This window comes from Rhodococcus sp. NPDC047139, assembly GCF_040643435.1.
In the GTDB taxonomy this organism is placed as follows: Bacteria; Actinomycetota; Actinomycetes; order Mycobacteriales; family Mycobacteriaceae; genus Rhodococcus.
Genome location: NZ_JBEYUH010000021.1, coordinates 21,460 through 36,575 on the forward strand (window position 1 = coordinate 21,460; position 15,116 = coordinate 36,575).

Genomic DNA, 15,116 nt, shown 5'->3' on the forward strand with positions numbered 1-15,116 from the left:
GTCGGGAGCCCCAGGCCCGTACGGTTACTTCTCGTCGAGCGGCTTCGCTCCCAGCACGTCCTTGAGCAGTTCGATCGCGACTTCCTCGGGATCGCGGCGCGTCGACGGATCTCCCGGGGTGGCGGCCTCGGCGAACATCTCCTCGACATCCGCCTCCGTCATCTGTGACGGGTCGGGCGGCGGCGCGTCATAGCCCGGCCCCGGATCGTCGGGGAGATCGGGGGCTTCGGGCGGCGGGATGTCGTCCACATTCTCGACGGACGGACGTGTAAAGGTCGGGGCGACGGAAGGGGAAGCTGTGACCACCGGCCGCTGCGGCGCTGCGGGAGTCTCCACGGGCGCAGCCGGCGGGGCGTTCTTCGCCTGACTCGGCCGGGAGAAGCGCGGTTGACCCGAAGGACGCGAGTTCTTTTCCAGCACCTGAGTTTTCACCGGCGTCTCGGCGGCCGATCCGTGTACACAGGTGACCTCGAACTCTCCACCGAAGAGCGCCTGCAGGGCATCAGCGATGACCGCGGCGTTACGTGAATCGGCGAGTCGCTTCGCGAGCGGGGCCGAGTCGTGCACGAGCACGACGCGAGTGCCGTCGACCGAGCGCACGGTGGCACCCGAGAGCATGACCTCGACGGTGCGGCTCCGTTCGCGGACCTTCGCACGCACCTCCGACCACACGCCCCGCATCTGGGCGGCGTCGGGACCGCCTGCCGGACGGGCCGGTTCGGGCTCGGGCTCGGGCTCGGGAGCAGGCGCGGCCTGCTCCTCGATCTCGGGCGCGGGCGACGGAACCTCCTGCGCGACAACCTCGTCGGGCGTTGTCTGCTGTTGCGGAGCGTCCGGCGCGCCGGGAGGTTGCGCCGGTGGGGGCGGCGTCGGGGCCGGCACCTGCTGCTCCGGAGCCTGCGGTGCAGGTGATTCCGGTTGTGGTGGGGCAACCTCACGAGACGGCGTAGCAGGCGGTGCGTCGCTCGCCCGGCGTTGGGAGGGCCGCTGGAAGCGTGCCGCGGGTTCGTCGGGCGAGATGGGGGGTGCGGCAGGCGCCGCCACCGGCCGCGTGGCGGCGCTTCCGCCCGGAGCGACGACGACACCCTGTTCGAGGCGCTCGAGCCGTTGCAGCACTGCGGTTTCCGCGTCGGACGCCGCCGGGAGCAGCATCCGCGCGCACATCACCTCGAGCAGCAGACGCGGTGACGTCGCGCCGCGCATCTCCCCCAGGCCGGCGTGCACGATCTCGGCGTAGCGGGTGAGACCGGCCGGTCCGAGGCGGCTCGCCTCGTCGCGCATCCGTTCGAGGACATCACCGGGGGCATCGACGAGACCACGCTCCGCAGCATCGGGGACCGATTTCATGAGGATGAGGTCGCGGAAGCGCTCGAGGAGATCGACGGCGAAGCGACGCGGGTCGTGGCCGGCGTCCATCACCTTTTCGACGGTGCCGAACAGCGCCGCGCCGTCGCCGGCTGCGAGCGAATCGACGGCCTCGTCGATGAGCGCGACGTCGGTGACGCCGAGCAGCGACAGAGCACGGTCGTAGGTGACGCCCTCGGGCCCGGCACCGGCCAGAAGCTGGTCCATCACCGACAGAGAGTCGCGCGGAGACCCGCCGCCGGAGCGGATGACGAGCGGATAGACCGCGTCCTCGACCTGCACGTTCTCCTGCCCGCAGATCTGTTCCAGCAGACCCCGCATCGCCGTGGGAGCGAGGAGCCGGAACGGATAGTGGTGTGTACGCGACCGAATGGTCGGCAGCACCTTCTCGGGCTCGGTGGTCGCGAAGACGAAGATCAGGTGTTCCGGAGGCTCCTCCACGATCTTGAGCAGGGCGTTGAAGCCCTGAGTCGTGACCATGTGTGCCTCGTCGATGATGAAGATGCGATAGCGCGACTCGGCGGGAGCGTAGAACGCGCGGTCGCGGAGTTCGCGGGTGTCGTCCACACCGCCGTGGCTCGCGGCGTCGAGTTCGGTGACGTCGAGGTTGCCGCCGCCGCCCGGCCCGAGGGACACGCACGACCGGCACGTGCCACAGGGCGTCGACGTCGGCCCGCTCTCGCAGTTGAGCGAGCGGGCGAGGATGCGGGCCGAAGACGTCTTGCCGCACCCACGGGGCCCCGAGAACAGGTATGCGTGGTTGATACGGCCCGTGTCGAGCGCCGTGCTGAGAGGCACGGTGACGTGCTCCTGCCCCACCACCTCCGCGAAGGTCGCAGGTCGATACTTCCGGTACAGAGCCACGGGCCGAGCGTACCGGCGAGGGCCGACATACACGGACGTCGGTCCACCCCGTCGGTTCGTCGGCCCCACTGCGGTGATCGGACCGGTTTCGATTCTGCATTCGACCGGCCACACCCTTGCGTTAACGATATATCGCGTTCTATCGTGATTGTATCGACAAATGAGGAGGGCAATCATGCGACACCATGAACATCGCCGCGGCCCACGTCGCGCCATGCAGGATCGAAACTTTCCCGGCGGCCCGTTCGGAGCGGACGGACCGCGCCGCAGAGGACATCTCCCCCAGGACGACGAACTCGGCCATCACCCGCTTCGCGGTGCCGGTGGTCCGGGCGGTGCCTTCGGGCGGGGCGGTGGCGGACCGAGAGGAGGCCGACGCGGCCGAGCGCAACGCGGCGACGTCCGCGCCGCGGTCCTGCGGTTGCTCGGCACCGAGCCGATGCACGGCTACCAACTGATGGAGGCGATCGCCGAACGAACCGGCGGCGCCTGGCGCCCGAGCCCTGGAGCGATCTACCCGACGATCTCGCAACTCGAGGACGAAGGACTCGTCACGGTCGAGAAGGAGGGTGGACGGAAGCTCGTCTCGTTGACCGACGAGGGGCGCAGCTATCTCGACGACCCGCAGAACGAGGTCATAGATCCGTTCGTCGTCCACCAGGGCGACTCGGGAGTACCCGACCTTCGGCTCGCGCTCCGCGACCTACAAGGCGCGGCGCGATCGGTCGCCATGAGCGGTTCCGACGCCGAGATCGCCGCCGCGCACGCGGTCCTGACCGAAGCCAAGAAGTCCCTCTATCGCATCCTCGCCGGCGATACCGAGGCGCACGGCGGGAAATGATGCTCAGCCGCGAGCGAACAGACGGATGCGCTGCTCGCGGCTGCGTTCGAGATGCGCCCGCATGTGCTCGCGGGCCGCAGTCTCGTCCCGTTGCCGGAGAGCGTCGAGGATCTGCGCGTGTTCCTCGTTGAGCAGGTCGGGCTCGCCGTAGTTGGACGGGGGGCCGGAATCGTATATCCGCAGCTGGGTGGTCAGCCGCACCAGCAGTCTGGTGATCGTCGCGTTGTGCGCGGCCTGCCACAACGCCTCGTGGAACCGGAAGTTCCCGATGCGCACCGCGGCGTCGTCCGTCGCGGAACAACACGAATCGTGCAGTCGCTCGAGGCGGGCCATGTCGAGATCGGTGTGCCGGATCGCTGCGGCACCGGCCGCCTCGGATTCGAGCGCGACTCGCGCCGCGTAGATCTCGATCACGTCCTCCGGGGTGCCCGAGCGGACCCGGAAGCCGCGACTGGCGCGTTCGAGCAGGCCGTCGTGCGCGAGCCAGTTGAGTGCCTCGCGAATCGGGGTGCGTGAGGCTCCGTAGGTCTCACTGAGCTGGGTCTCGTGCAAGGCGGCACCGCGAGGGAACTTCCCGGCGAGGATGTCCGAACGCAGGCGCAAGTACTGCTTGGAGGTTTGGTCGTCGCGACCGGTGGGTGATTCGACGAGGAGCGAGCTCTCCAGCTCGGCCGCAGCATCCTGCTCGGTCATCCATACCCCTCCGTAGACGCGCCGGTTACGTGTGGCGATTATGCCACTGTCCACGTTCGCATACTTGCGTATACGTTATTCGTCGTTTAGCGTCGTCCAGCGAACCCCGACGAGAGGACCGAACGCGTGGCCGAGGCGGCTTTCCGAGACGAACAGGTGCTGATCAGCGCCGAAGAACTCTCGGTCGACCCCATGGCGTACACGATCCTGCACGCCACGGTGTCCTTCCCGAAGCCTCGTTTCGACGGCGACTACCGACCCGAGTCCGGCTATGCCACCTGGTGCGACGCCCGCATTCCGGGATCTCTGCACGCCGACCTGCTCGACGGCTTCAGCGCGCGGGACACCCGGCTGCACTTCTCCCGGCCCGCGCCGGACGACCTCGCCTCGGCCCTGGCCGAACTCGGCGTCGCCCCCGACGCCGATCTGGTGATCTACGACGACGGCAGCATGACCTGGGCGTCCCGATTGTGGTGGATGCTGCGCAATGTCGGCATTCCGGCACGTGTGCTCGACGGGGGTCTCGCGCGGTGGACGGCGCTGCGACTGCCCGTCGACAGCGGTGACATCGCCGGATTTCGTGCCGCCACCCCTCGAACCGGTCTGACGGACCGGGGACTGTGGCGCGACCGCGAGGACGTGCTCGCCGTGGTGTCCGGGGACGCACCGGGCACCCTGGTCTGCGCACTCGATGCCGAGCAGTTCGCCGGAACCGCCACGACCCGCTACGCGCGGCGCGGCCATATCAGCGGAAGCCGGAATCTGCCCGCCAAGAGCGTGCTCGCCGACGGCGTCCTGCACAGCACCGACCGAGTGGACGAACTGGCCGAGGCCGCACTCGCCGGATCGGGCCGTCCGCTGATCCTGTACTGCGGCGGTGGCGTCTCGGCATGCCTGCTCGCCTTGGCACTGGTGCGTGCGGGACACACCGACCTCGCCGTCTACGACGGTTCCCTCGAGGAGTGGACGGCCGACCCGGCGCTCCCGATGCGCACGCTCGAGGAAAGGAGCGGCGGCGCATGATGCGATGTCCGCGAGCCTGACCCCGCTTCGCCCGGCCCCTCCCCCGACAGGATCCACCGTGACCACGACTCCCACCGTCGACGATCTCGCCGCCACCCTCGACGTGCTCCGCAGCCGAGTACCCCTCGTGCACTCGCTGACCAACATCGTTTCCGCCAACTTCCTCACCAACGTGCTCCTCGCCGCCGGCGCGAGCAACGCACACATCGACAATGCCCATGAGGCAGCCGATTTCGCACGCGTAGCCGGCGGGGTGCTCGTGAACCTCGGCACGCCCTCCGACGAGACCGCGACAGCCTTCACTCTCGCTGCCGAGGCAGCGCACGAGGCCGGCACCCCGTGGGTCCTCGACCCGGTCGGCGTAGGTGGACTGGCGTGGCGTACCTCGCTGGCCGCCGATCTGCTGAAGTTCCGCCCCACCGCGATCCGTGGCAATGCCTCCGAGATCATCGCGCTCGCCGGGCTCGGCGGTGACACGCGCGGCGTCGACAGCGCCGACGAGGCCGCCGCCGCTGTTCCCGCCGCAGTTGCCCTGCTCGATCACGCCGAAGCCGTCTCGGCTTCCGGTCCCGTCGACCATCTCATCGGACGCGACCGCGACGGTACGATCGTCGGCCTGCGTATCGCCGGCGGAAGCGCGATGCTGCCGCGTGTGACGTCCACCGGATGCTCTCTCGGCGGACTCGTCGCCGCGTACCTCGCGGTCGCCGAAACCCCGCTCACCGGACTCGCCGCCGCCCACGCGCATGTCGCTGCGGCCTCCGAGATCGCCGAGGAGAATTCCACCGGGCCGGGCTCCTTCGCCGTCGCCTACCTCGACGCGCTCTACGCCGTGGACGCCGACACCCTGCGCGCCCGCGCCCGGATCGAACCGCTCGACCTTCCGACAGAGGACACCAAGTAATGCCCATCAAGACCTTCTGGTATCTCACCCAGGCCGACGGCGACTATCCCTGGAGCCCGGGCGGGTTGTACCCGGTCGACGGACAGCGGCAGATCGAACTCGCGAAGACCATCGACGACGGTGGGTTCGAGGGCGCGCTCGTCGCCACCTGGCCGAACGACCCGTTCATCTCGGCGACCTGGGCCGCAGCCCACACGACCCGGATGAAGTTCCTCGTCGCGATCTACGCCAACATGACGCCCGCACGGCTGTTGGCGGAGAAGGCACTGACCTTCGACGCGTTCAGCGGTGGCCGCCTGATGATCAACTCGGTCAACGGCCGGGAGAACATTCTCACCAAGTACGACATGAACGTCGAGCACGACCGCCGATACGAACTCGGCGAGCAGTACTGGGACGACTTCCGCCGGATCTACGCCGCGGGCACCGAGTCGAACTTCCCCAACACGCCGTTACGCATCGACGCGCCCGCCGACCACACGGTGCCACTGTGGGGCACCGGCGACTCCCCGGCCGGTCTGCAGAACGCCGGCAAGATCCTCGACGCCTACCTGATCATGCTGCGCGAGACGTCGTTCGTCACGGAGAAGTTCACCGCCGCAAGAGAATCGGCTGCAGAACAGGGACGTGAGTACACCGACTTCGGCGCACTGTCCGGCGTGATCGTGCGCCCGGACCGGGGTGAAGCACTCGAGCGGTTCCGGTCGCTGTTCGAGAAGGCCGGGATCGAGCAGATCCAGGACGTCCTCGACAAGGCCGTCCGCCGCCGCACCCACGGGAAGCAGGATCTGAAGACTTTCACCGCGCGTGACGCGCAGCGGCAGGGCTGGGTCGACACGATCAACGCGGGCAAGCTGCCCGAACCGGAGGATCTCTACCTCGGCGACGGATTGTATGCGGGGATCACAGCGTGGTCACCGCTGGACATCTTCGCGACGGGATCGTCGGCCGTCTACTACGTCGGCAACCCCGACGAGATCACCGGACATGTCCGTAGCCTGCGCGACGCGACCGGACTGACCTCGTTGATCCTCGCGGGATGGCCGCTCATCGACGAGGCGAAGAACGTTGCCGAACACTTGATTCCGCGCTTCCGCGAACTCTGACGACTCCGGCGGTGGGGTCGGTCACGGGGTGTCGACGAGACGGAACCCCGAGCCGATCCCGCCGCGGGCGTCGATCTCGGTGAGGATCCGGTCGGCCCGCTGGTAGGCAGCGAAGCGGGTATCGGGGATCTGAGTCCACAGAGCTGGATCGTCCGAGACCGGGGTCTCCGGGAGTCGGTAACCCACCGACAGGCCCATCCACTCGCCCGTCTCGGCGCGCACCAGCGGACCTCCGGAGTCGCCCGGCCGCATGAGCAGCGGCGAGGACATCAGGTTCTCGTCCATCCGAACGTCGCCCTGTGCGCAGGCCACCGACGTGCTGCGTCCCGCCGCACAGTGCGTCCCGACCGGTTGCTCCCCTGCACCGAATACCGCAACCGACTCGAGGACCACCCTCTCACCACGATCGTTCGGCGACGAGGTGTTCGAACCCCGTACGCGTGTCTCGTCGAGAAGAACCACTGCGTAGTCGGCGACCTCGTCGGTGGGAAATCCGAGCGGATCGACCGAACCCGTACTCGCGACATCCGTTTCGGTACCGATCGCTCCCCGGTGCTGCTCGTCCACCTTCCAGATCGGAGATGTCCCGGTCCGGTAGCAATGGCCGGCCGTGATCGCGACGAGCCGGCCCGCATCGTCGTGCCCGATCGCCGCGACGGAACACCACCCGGGCGTCGGCTCCGCCGAGAACGTGATCCCGTCGCCGGGACGCAGAACCACCCGGTCGTCTCCTCCGCCCGCCGAGGCCACTCCTGCGGCGCAGGAGACGAATGCGACGGAAGCGCAGCACACTGCGAGTACGCGGCGCATGTCTACTTCTTCGCGGCTCTGGCCGCGGCCTTCATCGACTTCTTGAACTCGCGTACTTCGTGCAGCGACTGATCGTCGACGACGTCGGCGATGGACCGGCGCGCACCGTCGTCACCGTAGGCCCCGGCAGCCTCTCGCCACCCGGCAGGCTGCACACCGATCTGCTTGCCGAGCAGTGCCAGGAAGATTCGCGCCTTCTGATCACCGTAACCGGGCAGCTTCTTCAGTCTGCGCAGCACTTCCTTGCCGTCCGGATCTCCGGATGTCCACACGGCTGCCGCGTCGCCGTCGTAGTCCTCGACGATCGCCGAACACAGTGCCTGGATCCGCTGCCCCATCGACTTGGGGAACCGGTGGACGGCCGGCTGCTGCGCACACACCGCGACGAACTCGTCGGGGTCCGCTGTCGCGATCCGGTGCACATCGAGACCACCGAGCCGGTCGGCCAGCTTCTTCGGTCCCGCGAACGCCACCTCCATCGGCACCTGCTGATCGAGCAACATGCCGATGAGAAGCGCCAGCGGGTCGTCGGCCAGCAGGGCGTCGGCGGCGGGATCCCCGACCAGGTTCAACGTCGATGACATGAAAACGATCATGCCCTGCGCGGCAGGGCCGACGCCACAGCACGACCGTCAGGGCGACTCCGAGCGGCGAGCGCACGAATCGTGAGGGGAACCCCTGAACTGGGCGATCGAGCTTTGTCCACCGCCCATCCACGTGTTGTGCACAGCTTTATCCACAAGCTGGGAACAAACTCACACCGAGCGCGGGTGGTGCCGCCGAACACTAACGCTCGGCGAGTGCCTTCTCCGCTGCGGCGAGCAGCACGCAGGTCGCGACGCCATCCATCGCCTTCTCGAGTTCGCCGAGCGAGGGGAAGCTCGGCGCGAGGCGGATGTTCTTGTCCTCGGGGTCCTTCTTGTACGGGAAAGCCGAGCCGGCGCCCGTCAGCGCGATGCCGGCGTCCTTCGCGAGCGCGATGACGCGAGCCGCCGTGCCCTCGACGACGTCGAGACTGATGAAGTAGCCGCCCTCGGGGTCGGTCCACGATGCGACCTTCGAGTCGCCGAGACGGTCCTCGAGGATCCGGCGGACCAGGGCGAACTTCGGTGCGAGGATCTCGCGGTGCTTCGCCATGTGCGCCCGCACCCCGTCGGCGTCGCCGAAGAAGCGCAGGTGCCGCAGCTGATTGACCTTGTCCGGGCCGATCGTCTTGATGCTCAGGTGCTTCTGGTACCAGGCGAGATTCTCGGCGGAACTGCCGAAGAAGCTCACACCCGAACCGGCGAAGGTGATCTTCGAGGTGGAAGCGAGGACGAACACCCGGTTGGGATGACCTGCCTGCTCGGCCAGACCCAGGATGTCGATCGCAGGAGCGAGGCCTTCGGTCAGCGGGTGGACCGCATAGGCGTTGTCCCAGATGATGCGGAAGTCCGGAGCGGCTGTCGGCATCGACACCAGCTCGCGGGCGACCTCCTCGGAGTAGACCGAACCGGTCGGATTCGAGTAGGTGGGAACCGTCCACATGCCCTTGATCTGCGGGTCGTTCGCGACGAGGTCGGCGATCAGCCGTACGTCGGGACCGTCCTCACGCAGCGGGACGGGGATCATCTCGATTCCGAGCGACTCGGTGATCGCGAAGTGCCGGTCGTAACCGGGTGCGGGGCACAGGAACTTGACGACCTGTTCCTGGGACCAGGGGCGCGGCGAGTCGACGGTGCCGTGCAGGAGCGACCACACGACGAGATCGTGCATGATCTCGAGGCTCGCGTTGTTGCCGGCGAGGAGATTCGCGGCGGGAATGTTCAACAGCTCGGCGAAGATCGCGCGGAGCTCGGGCAGTCCGGTCAGACCACCGTAGTTGCGCGTGTCGGTGCCGTTACCGTCGCGGAAATCGTCGCGTCCCGGCAGCGACAGCAACTCCGCGGAGAGGTCGAGCTGTTCGGGCGAGGGCTTGCCGCGGGTCAGGTCCAGCGTCAGCTTCTCCGACTTCAGACGCTCGTAGTCGGCGGAGCGGCGCTCGTGCTCTGCAACGAGTTCCTCATGGCTCATCAACCCGTATTGGGTCTGCGTAGGCATGCGGAGGGACCTTTCACCGTGCACGGCGACACGGGCATCGGCGGAATATAAGAGGACCCCGCGCACCCGGCAGAGCCCGTTGACCCTTGCTGCCTTCCGGCCCTGGGGGAGTTCACAGGATGCGCGCCGCGCGGGATCCATCGGCAAGTGTAGAGGACCACACCCCGCAGCGGCGAACCCACCCCCGAGTAGCGCGCGGAATCCCGGGGCGACCTGCCCGTTTGGTAACTTCGGGCAGCCATTCGGTATGCTTCCCCACGGAGGATTCGCCTAGTGGCCTATGGCGCTCGCCTGGAACGCGGGTTGGGTTAACGCCCTCAGGGGTTCAAATCCCCTATCCTCCGCCACGGAACCCGTGGGACGCAGCAACGTCCCACGGGTTTCCTGCTTTTTCGGCCCTCGAGGCCCCGACCGTGCGCGCGCCCGGCCGATCTCGGGCACGATTTCCTCGTGACCGCGGACGACGATTTCACGCTCGCCGGCAAGGCCGATCACGAACAGGCTTCGGTCTGGGTGGACATGCTCGACCGGGAGATCGACGACGTCTCTGCGGCCATCGACAAGGTCGGGCAGAAGGCTCGGGCCGAGCATCGGGTGGGAGCCGTGGACCGGGCGCGGCGGTTCGATGCGGAAGGCGAACGACTGGCCGCCCAACTCCGCGATCTCCATCGGATGCGCCGCAATCTCACCGACCGTTTCGGTTGACCGAACGATCACGGCGAAGCACTACTCGCAGGCGACGCCGTCCCCGTCGCCGTCCATCTTCGGGCGATAACCGGGCTGTCCGGCATACAGCGGCGCCGCCCCGGCGGCCCGGGCCGCCGCACAGTTCTCGAAGTACACCTCGGCCGGGGCGGATGGTGCCGGTGCCAGGGGTTCCGGCTGCGCCGGAGCAGGTGCCGGAGCGGGCTCGGGGGCAGGAGCCGGCGTATTCGTGGTGGTCGCGGCAGCAGGAATCCCGCCGCCGCATTCGGTGAGGACCCGGGCCATCGCGTCGTGCTCGGCCTGCGTCACCCACAGCCCGTAGATCGCCTTGACCTCGATCTGCCGGGCGACATAGGTGCAGCGATAGGCGCGATTCGGCGGCAGCCAGGTAGCAGCGTCTCCGTCACCCTTCTGCTGATTCGCCGGACCGTCCACCGCTTGGAGGTTGCGCGGGTCGTTGGCGAAATCGGCGCGGGTTCCGGCGTCGAGTTGCTGAGCGCCCTTCTGCCACGCGTCCGACAGTGCCACCACATGGTCGATCTGGACTGCCGACGAAGTGTCCTGGCCGCGCGTGAAGGCAATCGTCGTCCCGGTGTACCGGTCGTCGAGGGTGCCCGAAGCCACGACGCAGTCGCGAGTACCCGGCTTGTAGACGATGTCGACGAGGTCGCGCCGCAGGATGTCGTTGCGGGTGTCGCAGCCGTTGCCCCCGAACTCCACGGACACGTCGTCGCTCCAGGCCTGGCCGAACAGATCGCGGTCGTATCCGGTCTTCGGTGCCCGTCCCTTGATCGGCAGCGTCGCGAGCCGGGCCAGAGCCTCCGACGAAGCCGCCGATGCGGTCTGTCCCGCAGGGTTCGGCGCGCCTGCGGAGGCGGGCGACGTCGTGGTGGGCGAGGCGGTCGTCGGGGAGGACTCCGGCCGGGGCGCCGGGGATCGTTCGGCGCTCACCGCCGGTGCGGGCGGCGTGTCCTCGACGGCCGCATCACATCCGGCGAGGGTCAGGCCCGCGACCGTCGCGACGACAAGCGTGGACAGCCGGGAGGACAAGCGGGGCAAGGACATCGAGAGAACTCCTGAGAACGTCGGGTGCCGGTCGGCTCCGCTTGTTCATCGCGACTCCGGCATCCTGTCGTTACAGGAGGTAACCACCCTGCGCTGTCGCAGTCGGCCCACGGTGACGGGGACGATTCCTACTATCGTCCTGTGGTCGGTTACGGCAGGCAGTTGCAAGGTCTCGCGATCGCCCTGTCCTCTCTCGCAGGGTTCGTCGACGCGCTGGGCTTCATCACGCTCGGCGGGGTCTTCGTCTCGTTCATGAGCGGAAACTCCACTCGCCTTTCGGTCGGAGCCGCCGACGGTGCGTGGGAAACGGTGGCCTTGATCGGCGGCGTGACAGCCCTGTTCGTACTCGGGGTGATGCTCGGCAGCGTGGTGACGGAACTGACCGGCCGCGACCGGCGCACCCGCAAGACCGCGGTCCTTGCGACGGTGACGGCACTGCTGACGATCGGCGCCGCTGCCACCCTCGCGGGTTGGACACCGATCGCAGTGGCCGCGATGACTGCGGCGATGGGAACCGAGAACGCGGTGTTCCAGCGGCAGGGCGAAACGACCGTCGCGCTCACCTACATGACAGGAGCTCTGGTCAAGATCGGGCAGCGACTCGTGGCGGCATTCTTCGGAGGCCCGCGGTGGAGTTGGCTGCCGTTTCTGGGCTTGTGGAGCGGGCTGGTGACCGGCGCCGTTCTCGGCGCGCTCGCCCACCACGTGTTCGGCCTGCATGCGCTGTGGATCGCTGCGGTGTTCGCCGCTGCGATGACCGTGGCCGTGCGGTTCCTCTCCGAACACGAACTTTCCGACTGAGTGTGATTCACAACTCCCGTACATTCGTACGGTCGAGGGCTCGGTTACGGTGCATCCATGCGCACGCGCCCCTATGTCACCACCAGCCCCACCAGGCTTGCTGCAGCACTGCTCGAGGTGGCTGCGCGAAACGGTCTCGACGCCGCGAGCGTGCGTGAGGTCGCGAACGAGGCGGGTGTCTCGATCGGGGCGGTACAGCATCATTTCCCCACGAAGGACGAGATGCTCGCGTATTCCTTCCGCACCCTCTCGGACCGTGTGCTGACCCGCCTGACCAACGTCGATCCGGACATCGATCCGGCACGCACCTTGTTCTCCGCGCTCAGTCAACTGCTCCCGCTCGACGAGGAGCGGGGCAGCGAGGTCCACGTGATGTCGGCGTTCACCGTGCGGGCCATCACCTCCCCCTCCCTGAGCGCCATCCGAACCGCGACGTCGTTCACGATCCGCACGGGCATAGCACGCGTATTGATCCGTGCGGGGACGCCCGACGCGGAGACCCGCGCCGCGCTGCTGCTCTCGGCGGCCAACGGGCTCGCGCTCGATGCGGCGGCCGGCCCCGAGCTCTACCCGCGCGAATATCTCACCCACGCTCTGCACACCCAGGTCCAGCTCGCTCTCGACGGCGCGGACGCACACTGACCCGCGCCCCGTACAGCATTCGGGACGCGGGTCAGGAGGACGCCGATGATCAGCGGGCGGACCATCCTCCGTCCATCGTGTAGGACGCTCCGGTGACCATCCCCGCCTCGTCCGAGGCGAGCCAGGATACGAGGGAGGCCACCTCTTCGGGCTCGACGAGCCGGGCGACGGCCTGCTCGGTGAGAAGCACGTCGGACAGCACACGATCTTCCGGAACGGCATGAGCGCGTGCCTGTTCCGCGATCTGCCGTTCCACGAGCGGCGTGCGCACGTAACCGGGATTGATGCAGTTGCTCGTCACACCCTGCGGACCGCCCTCGAGAGCGACGACCTTCGAGAGCCCTTCGAGTCCGTGCTTGGCGGTGACGTAGCCGGCTTTGAAGGCCGACGCCCGTAGTCCGTGAACCGACGAGATGTTCACGATCCGGCCGAAGCCCCGGTCGTACATGCCGGGCAGGGCGGCCTTCACGAGCAGGAAGGGCGCTTCGACCATCAGGGTCTGGATGCGGCGGAAGTCGGCCAGGGCGAAGTCCTCCACCGGCCGCACCACCTGGATGCCGGCGTTGTTGACAAGGATGTCGACATCGAACCGGAGTCCGTCGAGCCCGTCGGTGTCGAGCAGGTCCACCCCCCAGGCGACTCCTCCGATCTCGTGGGCGACGGCCTTCGCGGAAGCTTCGTCGACATCCGCGACGGTCACGTGGACTCCCTGCCGGGCCAGCGCCCGGGCACAGGCGGCGCCGATGCCGCCGGCACCACCCGTCACGAGTGCGGTGCGCGCCCTCATGCCGAGACCCTTGTGCCCTCGCCGCCGGCCTTCTCCTGTGCCACGGCCGCCGCGTCCGCCGCATCGACGTCGCGCAGCGAGATGCCTTTCGTCTCGCGGGCCACGACGACCGCAACGATGGTGATCAGAGACGAGGCGAGCAGGTAGAAGGAGATCGGAACCGACGAGTCGAAGCGGCTGAGCAGACTCGTCGCGATGATCGGGGCCAGCGAGCCGGCGACGATCGACGTCACCTGGTAGCCAAGAGAGACGCCCGAGTACCGCATGCGGGTCGGGAACATCTCCGCCATGATCGCGGGCTGACCGGCGTACATGAACGAGTGGAAGACGAGGCCGATCACGATCGCCGAGACGATCAGCGCGCTGTTGCCGGTATCCATCAGAGGGAAGGCAAAGAAGCCCCAGGCACCGGCGGTGACGGCACCGACCGCGTAGACGGGCTTGCGACCCAATGTGTCCGAGAGCCGACCGACCACGGGGATGGCTGCGAAGTGCACGGCGTGCGCGACGAGCATCCACCACAGGATGTGGCTGGTGTCGGCACCGACGACGACCTTCAGATAGGTGATCGAGAAGGTGACGACGAGGTAGTACATGACGTTCTCTGCGAACCGCAGGCCCATGGCGGTGAACACGCCGCGCGGATAACGCTTGAGCACCTCGAAGACGTTGAACGAGGTCTCCTTCAGCTTGTCGGCCTCCTTCTGCGCCTCGAGGAAGATCGGGGCATCGGTGACCTTGGTACGGATGTAGTAACCGATCAGCACGATGACCGCGGAGAGCCAGAAAGCGACGCGCCAGCCCCACGACAGGAAGGCGGATTCGGGCAGTGTCGTGGTGAGGACGAGCAGCACGATCGTCGCGAGGAGATTGCCCATCGGCACGCCGGCCTGCGGCCACGACGCCCAGAACGCGCGCGACCGGTTGGGGCTGTGCTCGGCGACCAGCAGCACAGCACCGCCCCACTCCCCGCCGACCGCGAAACCCTGGATGAACCGGAGGGTCACGAGCAGGGCCGGTGCCCAGTACCCGATCGAACCGAAGGTCGGAAGGCAACCCATGAGGAAGGTCGCGACTCCGACCATGATGAGGCTGGTCTGCAGCAGTTGCTTGCGTCCGAACCGGTCACCGAAGTGGCCGAAGACGATACCGCCGAGCGGACGGGCAACGAAGCCCACCGCGTAGGTGACGAAGGCCGCGATGATCGCGTCGAGCTCGTTGCCCCCTTCGGGGAAGAAGACCTTGGCGAAGACGAGGGTGGCGGCCGTTCCGTAGAGGAAGAACTCGTACCACTCGACGACGGTGCCTGCCATGGACGCGCCGACGACCCTCCGCAACGCCGACGGTGAACTCTCCGGCTCGTCTGTTCGTGCCTGTTCGACGCTCATTGCTGCAACCTCCCGGGACGATGTGTGACGGGGAACACTTGCA

Annotated in this window: 15 protein-coding genes, 1 tRNA gene and 1 other RNA gene; 8 read left to right on the top strand and 9 right to left on the bottom strand. The window is 67.8% G+C overall.

The window, feature by feature from the left end:
* Positions 1-24: 24 nt before the first annotated feature.
* A complete protein-coding gene (locus ABZ789_RS20535; RefSeq protein ID WP_358427761.1) occupies positions 25-2,229 on the bottom strand; it encodes a DNA polymerase III subunit gamma and tau in 2,205 nt (734 codons plus the stop codon).
* 175 nt (positions 2,230-2,404) lie between these two features.
* Between ABZ789_RS20535 and ABZ789_RS20540 the strand changes: the two genes are divergently transcribed.
* Complete coding sequence (locus ABZ789_RS20540; RefSeq protein ID WP_358427764.1) at positions 2,405-3,070, top strand: PadR family transcriptional regulator; 666 nt, start codon at positions 2,405-2,407, stop codon at positions 3,068-3,070.
* Positions 3,071-3,073: 3 nt separating this feature from the next.
* Here ABZ789_RS20540 and ABZ789_RS20545 read toward each other — a convergent pair whose 3' ends face one another.
* Positions 3,074-3,763, bottom strand: a complete 690-nt coding sequence (locus ABZ789_RS20545) for a GntR family transcriptional regulator (protein ID WP_358427767.1) — start codon at positions 3,761-3,763, stop codon at positions 3,074-3,076.
* 126 nt (positions 3,764-3,889) lie between these two features.
* On the opposite strand from ABZ789_RS20545, the gene ABZ789_RS20550 reads away from it, so the two are divergent.
* The 3 genes from ABZ789_RS20550 to ABZ789_RS20560 are packed head-to-tail and all read left to right on the top strand — an operon-like array spanning position 3,890 to position 6,796.
* The gene (locus ABZ789_RS20550; protein ID WP_358427769.1) at positions 3,890-4,786 is read left to right on the top strand and encodes a rhodanese-like domain-containing protein; all 897 of its coding nucleotides are present in this window, start codon (positions 3,890-3,892) and stop codon (positions 4,784-4,786) included.
* A gap of 58 nt (positions 4,787-4,844) precedes the next feature.
* Positions 4,845-5,690 (top strand): hydroxyethylthiazole kinase, encoded by an 846-nt coding sequence (gene thiM, locus ABZ789_RS20555; RefSeq protein WP_358427772.1) that lies wholly within the window; start codon positions 4,845-4,847, stop codon positions 5,688-5,690.
* Positions 5,690-6,796 carry an LLM class flavin-dependent oxidoreductase gene (locus ABZ789_RS20560; RefSeq protein WP_358427775.1) on the top strand — a complete coding sequence of 369 codons (1,107 nt, stop codon included), beginning with the start codon at positions 5,690-5,692 and terminating at the stop codon, positions 6,794-6,796. The genes thiM and ABZ789_RS20560 overlap by 1 nt, the downstream gene beginning before the upstream one ends.
* Before the next feature lie 21 nt (positions 6,797-6,817).
* On the opposite strand, the gene ABZ789_RS20565 is transcribed toward ABZ789_RS20560, so the two are convergent.
* From ABZ789_RS20565 to ffs, 4 genes are all read right to left on the bottom strand, one after another.
* A complete protein-coding gene (locus tag ABZ789_RS20565) occupies positions 6,818-7,606 on the bottom strand; it encodes a trypsin-like peptidase domain-containing protein (protein WP_358427778.1) in 789 nt (262 codons plus the stop codon).
* A 2-nt stretch (positions 7,607-7,608) separates the two neighbouring features.
* Positions 7,609-8,190, bottom strand: coding sequence for an HhH-GPD-type base excision DNA repair protein (locus ABZ789_RS20570; protein WP_358427780.1), 582 nt, complete (start codon positions 8,188-8,190; stop codon positions 7,609-7,611).
* A 202-nt stretch (positions 8,191-8,392) separates the two neighbouring features.
* Complete coding sequence (locus ABZ789_RS20575) at positions 8,393-9,685, bottom strand: aminotransferase class I/II-fold pyridoxal phosphate-dependent enzyme (protein ID WP_358427783.1); 1,293 nt, start codon at positions 9,683-9,685, stop codon at positions 8,393-8,395.
* Between the two features lie 47 nt (positions 9,686-9,732).
* Positions 9,733-9,827: signal recognition particle sRNA small type (gene ffs, locus ABZ789_RS20580), an RNA gene on the bottom strand.
* A 117-nt stretch (positions 9,828-9,944) separates the two neighbouring features.
* Between ffs and ABZ789_RS20585 the strand changes: the two genes are divergently transcribed.
* A tRNA-Ser gene (locus ABZ789_RS20585) sits at positions 9,945-10,032 on the top strand.
* Positions 10,033-10,135: 103 nt separating this feature from the next.
* Positions 10,136-10,390, top strand: coding sequence for a hypothetical protein (locus tag ABZ789_RS20590; RefSeq protein WP_358427786.1), 255 nt, complete (start codon positions 10,136-10,138; stop codon positions 10,388-10,390).
* A 21-nt stretch (positions 10,391-10,411) separates the two neighbouring features.
* On the opposite strand, the gene ABZ789_RS20595 is transcribed toward ABZ789_RS20590, so the two are convergent.
* Positions 10,412-11,455 (bottom strand): DUF1524 domain-containing protein, encoded by a 1,044-nt coding sequence (locus ABZ789_RS20595; RefSeq protein WP_358427789.1) that lies wholly within the window; start codon positions 11,453-11,455, stop codon positions 10,412-10,414.
* 141 nt (positions 11,456-11,596) lie between these two features.
* Here ABZ789_RS20595 and ABZ789_RS20600 point away from each other — a divergent pair, with 141 nt between their 5' ends.
* Together ABZ789_RS20600 and ABZ789_RS20605 are read left to right on the top strand one after the other, a co-directional pair.
* Entirely contained in the window at positions 11,597-12,256 is a 660-nt protein-coding gene (locus tag ABZ789_RS20600) for a YoaK family protein (RefSeq protein ID WP_358427792.1), read from the top strand.
* A gap of 57 nt (positions 12,257-12,313) precedes the next feature.
* Complete coding sequence (locus ABZ789_RS20605) at positions 12,314-12,898, top strand: TetR/AcrR family transcriptional regulator (protein ID WP_358427795.1); 585 nt, start codon at positions 12,314-12,316, stop codon at positions 12,896-12,898.
* A gap of 49 nt (positions 12,899-12,947) precedes the next feature.
* Here ABZ789_RS20605 and ABZ789_RS20610 read toward each other — a convergent pair whose 3' ends face one another.
* Entirely contained in the window at positions 12,948-13,685 is a 738-nt protein-coding gene (locus ABZ789_RS20610) for a 3-hydroxybutyrate dehydrogenase (protein WP_358427798.1), read from the bottom strand.
* Positions 13,682-15,073 carry an MFS transporter gene (locus tag ABZ789_RS20615; RefSeq protein ID WP_358427801.1) on the bottom strand — a complete coding sequence of 464 codons (1,392 nt, stop codon included), beginning with the start codon at positions 15,071-15,073 and terminating at the stop codon, positions 13,682-13,684. Before ABZ789_RS20615 ends, ABZ789_RS20610 begins: the two co-directional genes overlap by 4 nt.
* Between the last annotated feature and the right edge of the window lie 43 nt (positions 15,074-15,116).

Coding starts and splice junctions, on each gene's coding strand:
- ABZ789_RS20565 (WP_358427778.1), bottom strand. CDS start 7,606: ATGCGCCGCGTACTCGCAGTGTGCTGCGCTTCCGTCGCATTCGTCTCC.
- ABZ789_RS20570 (WP_358427780.1), bottom strand. CDS start 8,190: ATGTCATCGACGTTGAACCTGGTCGGGGATCCCGCCGCCGACGCCCTG.
- ABZ789_RS20595 (WP_358427789.1), bottom strand. CDS start 11,455: ATGTCCTTGCCCCGCTTGTCCTCCCGGCTGTCCACGCTTGTCGTCGCG.
- ABZ789_RS20545 (WP_358427767.1), bottom strand. CDS start 3,763: ATGACCGAGCAGGATGCTGCGGCCGAGCTGGAGAGCTCGCTCCTCGTC.
- ABZ789_RS20615 (WP_358427801.1), bottom strand. CDS start 15,073: ATGAGCGTCGAACAGGCACGAACAGACGAGCCGGAGAGTTCACCGTCG.
- ABZ789_RS20540 (WP_358427764.1), top strand. CDS start 2,405: ATGCGACACCATGAACATCGCCGCGGCCCACGTCGCGCCATGCAGGAT.
- ABZ789_RS20560 (WP_358427775.1), top strand. CDS start 5,690: ATGCCCATCAAGACCTTCTGGTATCTCACCCAGGCCGACGGCGACTAT.
- ABZ789_RS20605 (WP_358427795.1), top strand. CDS start 12,314: ATGCGCACGCGCCCCTATGTCACCACCAGCCCCACCAGGCTTGCTGCA.
- ABZ789_RS20610 (WP_358427798.1), bottom strand. CDS start 13,685: ATGAGGGCGCGCACCGCACTCGTGACGGGTGGTGCCGGCGGCATCGGC.
- ABZ789_RS20575 (WP_358427783.1), bottom strand. CDS start 9,685: ATGCCTACGCAGACCCAATACGGGTTGATGAGCCATGAGGAACTCGTT.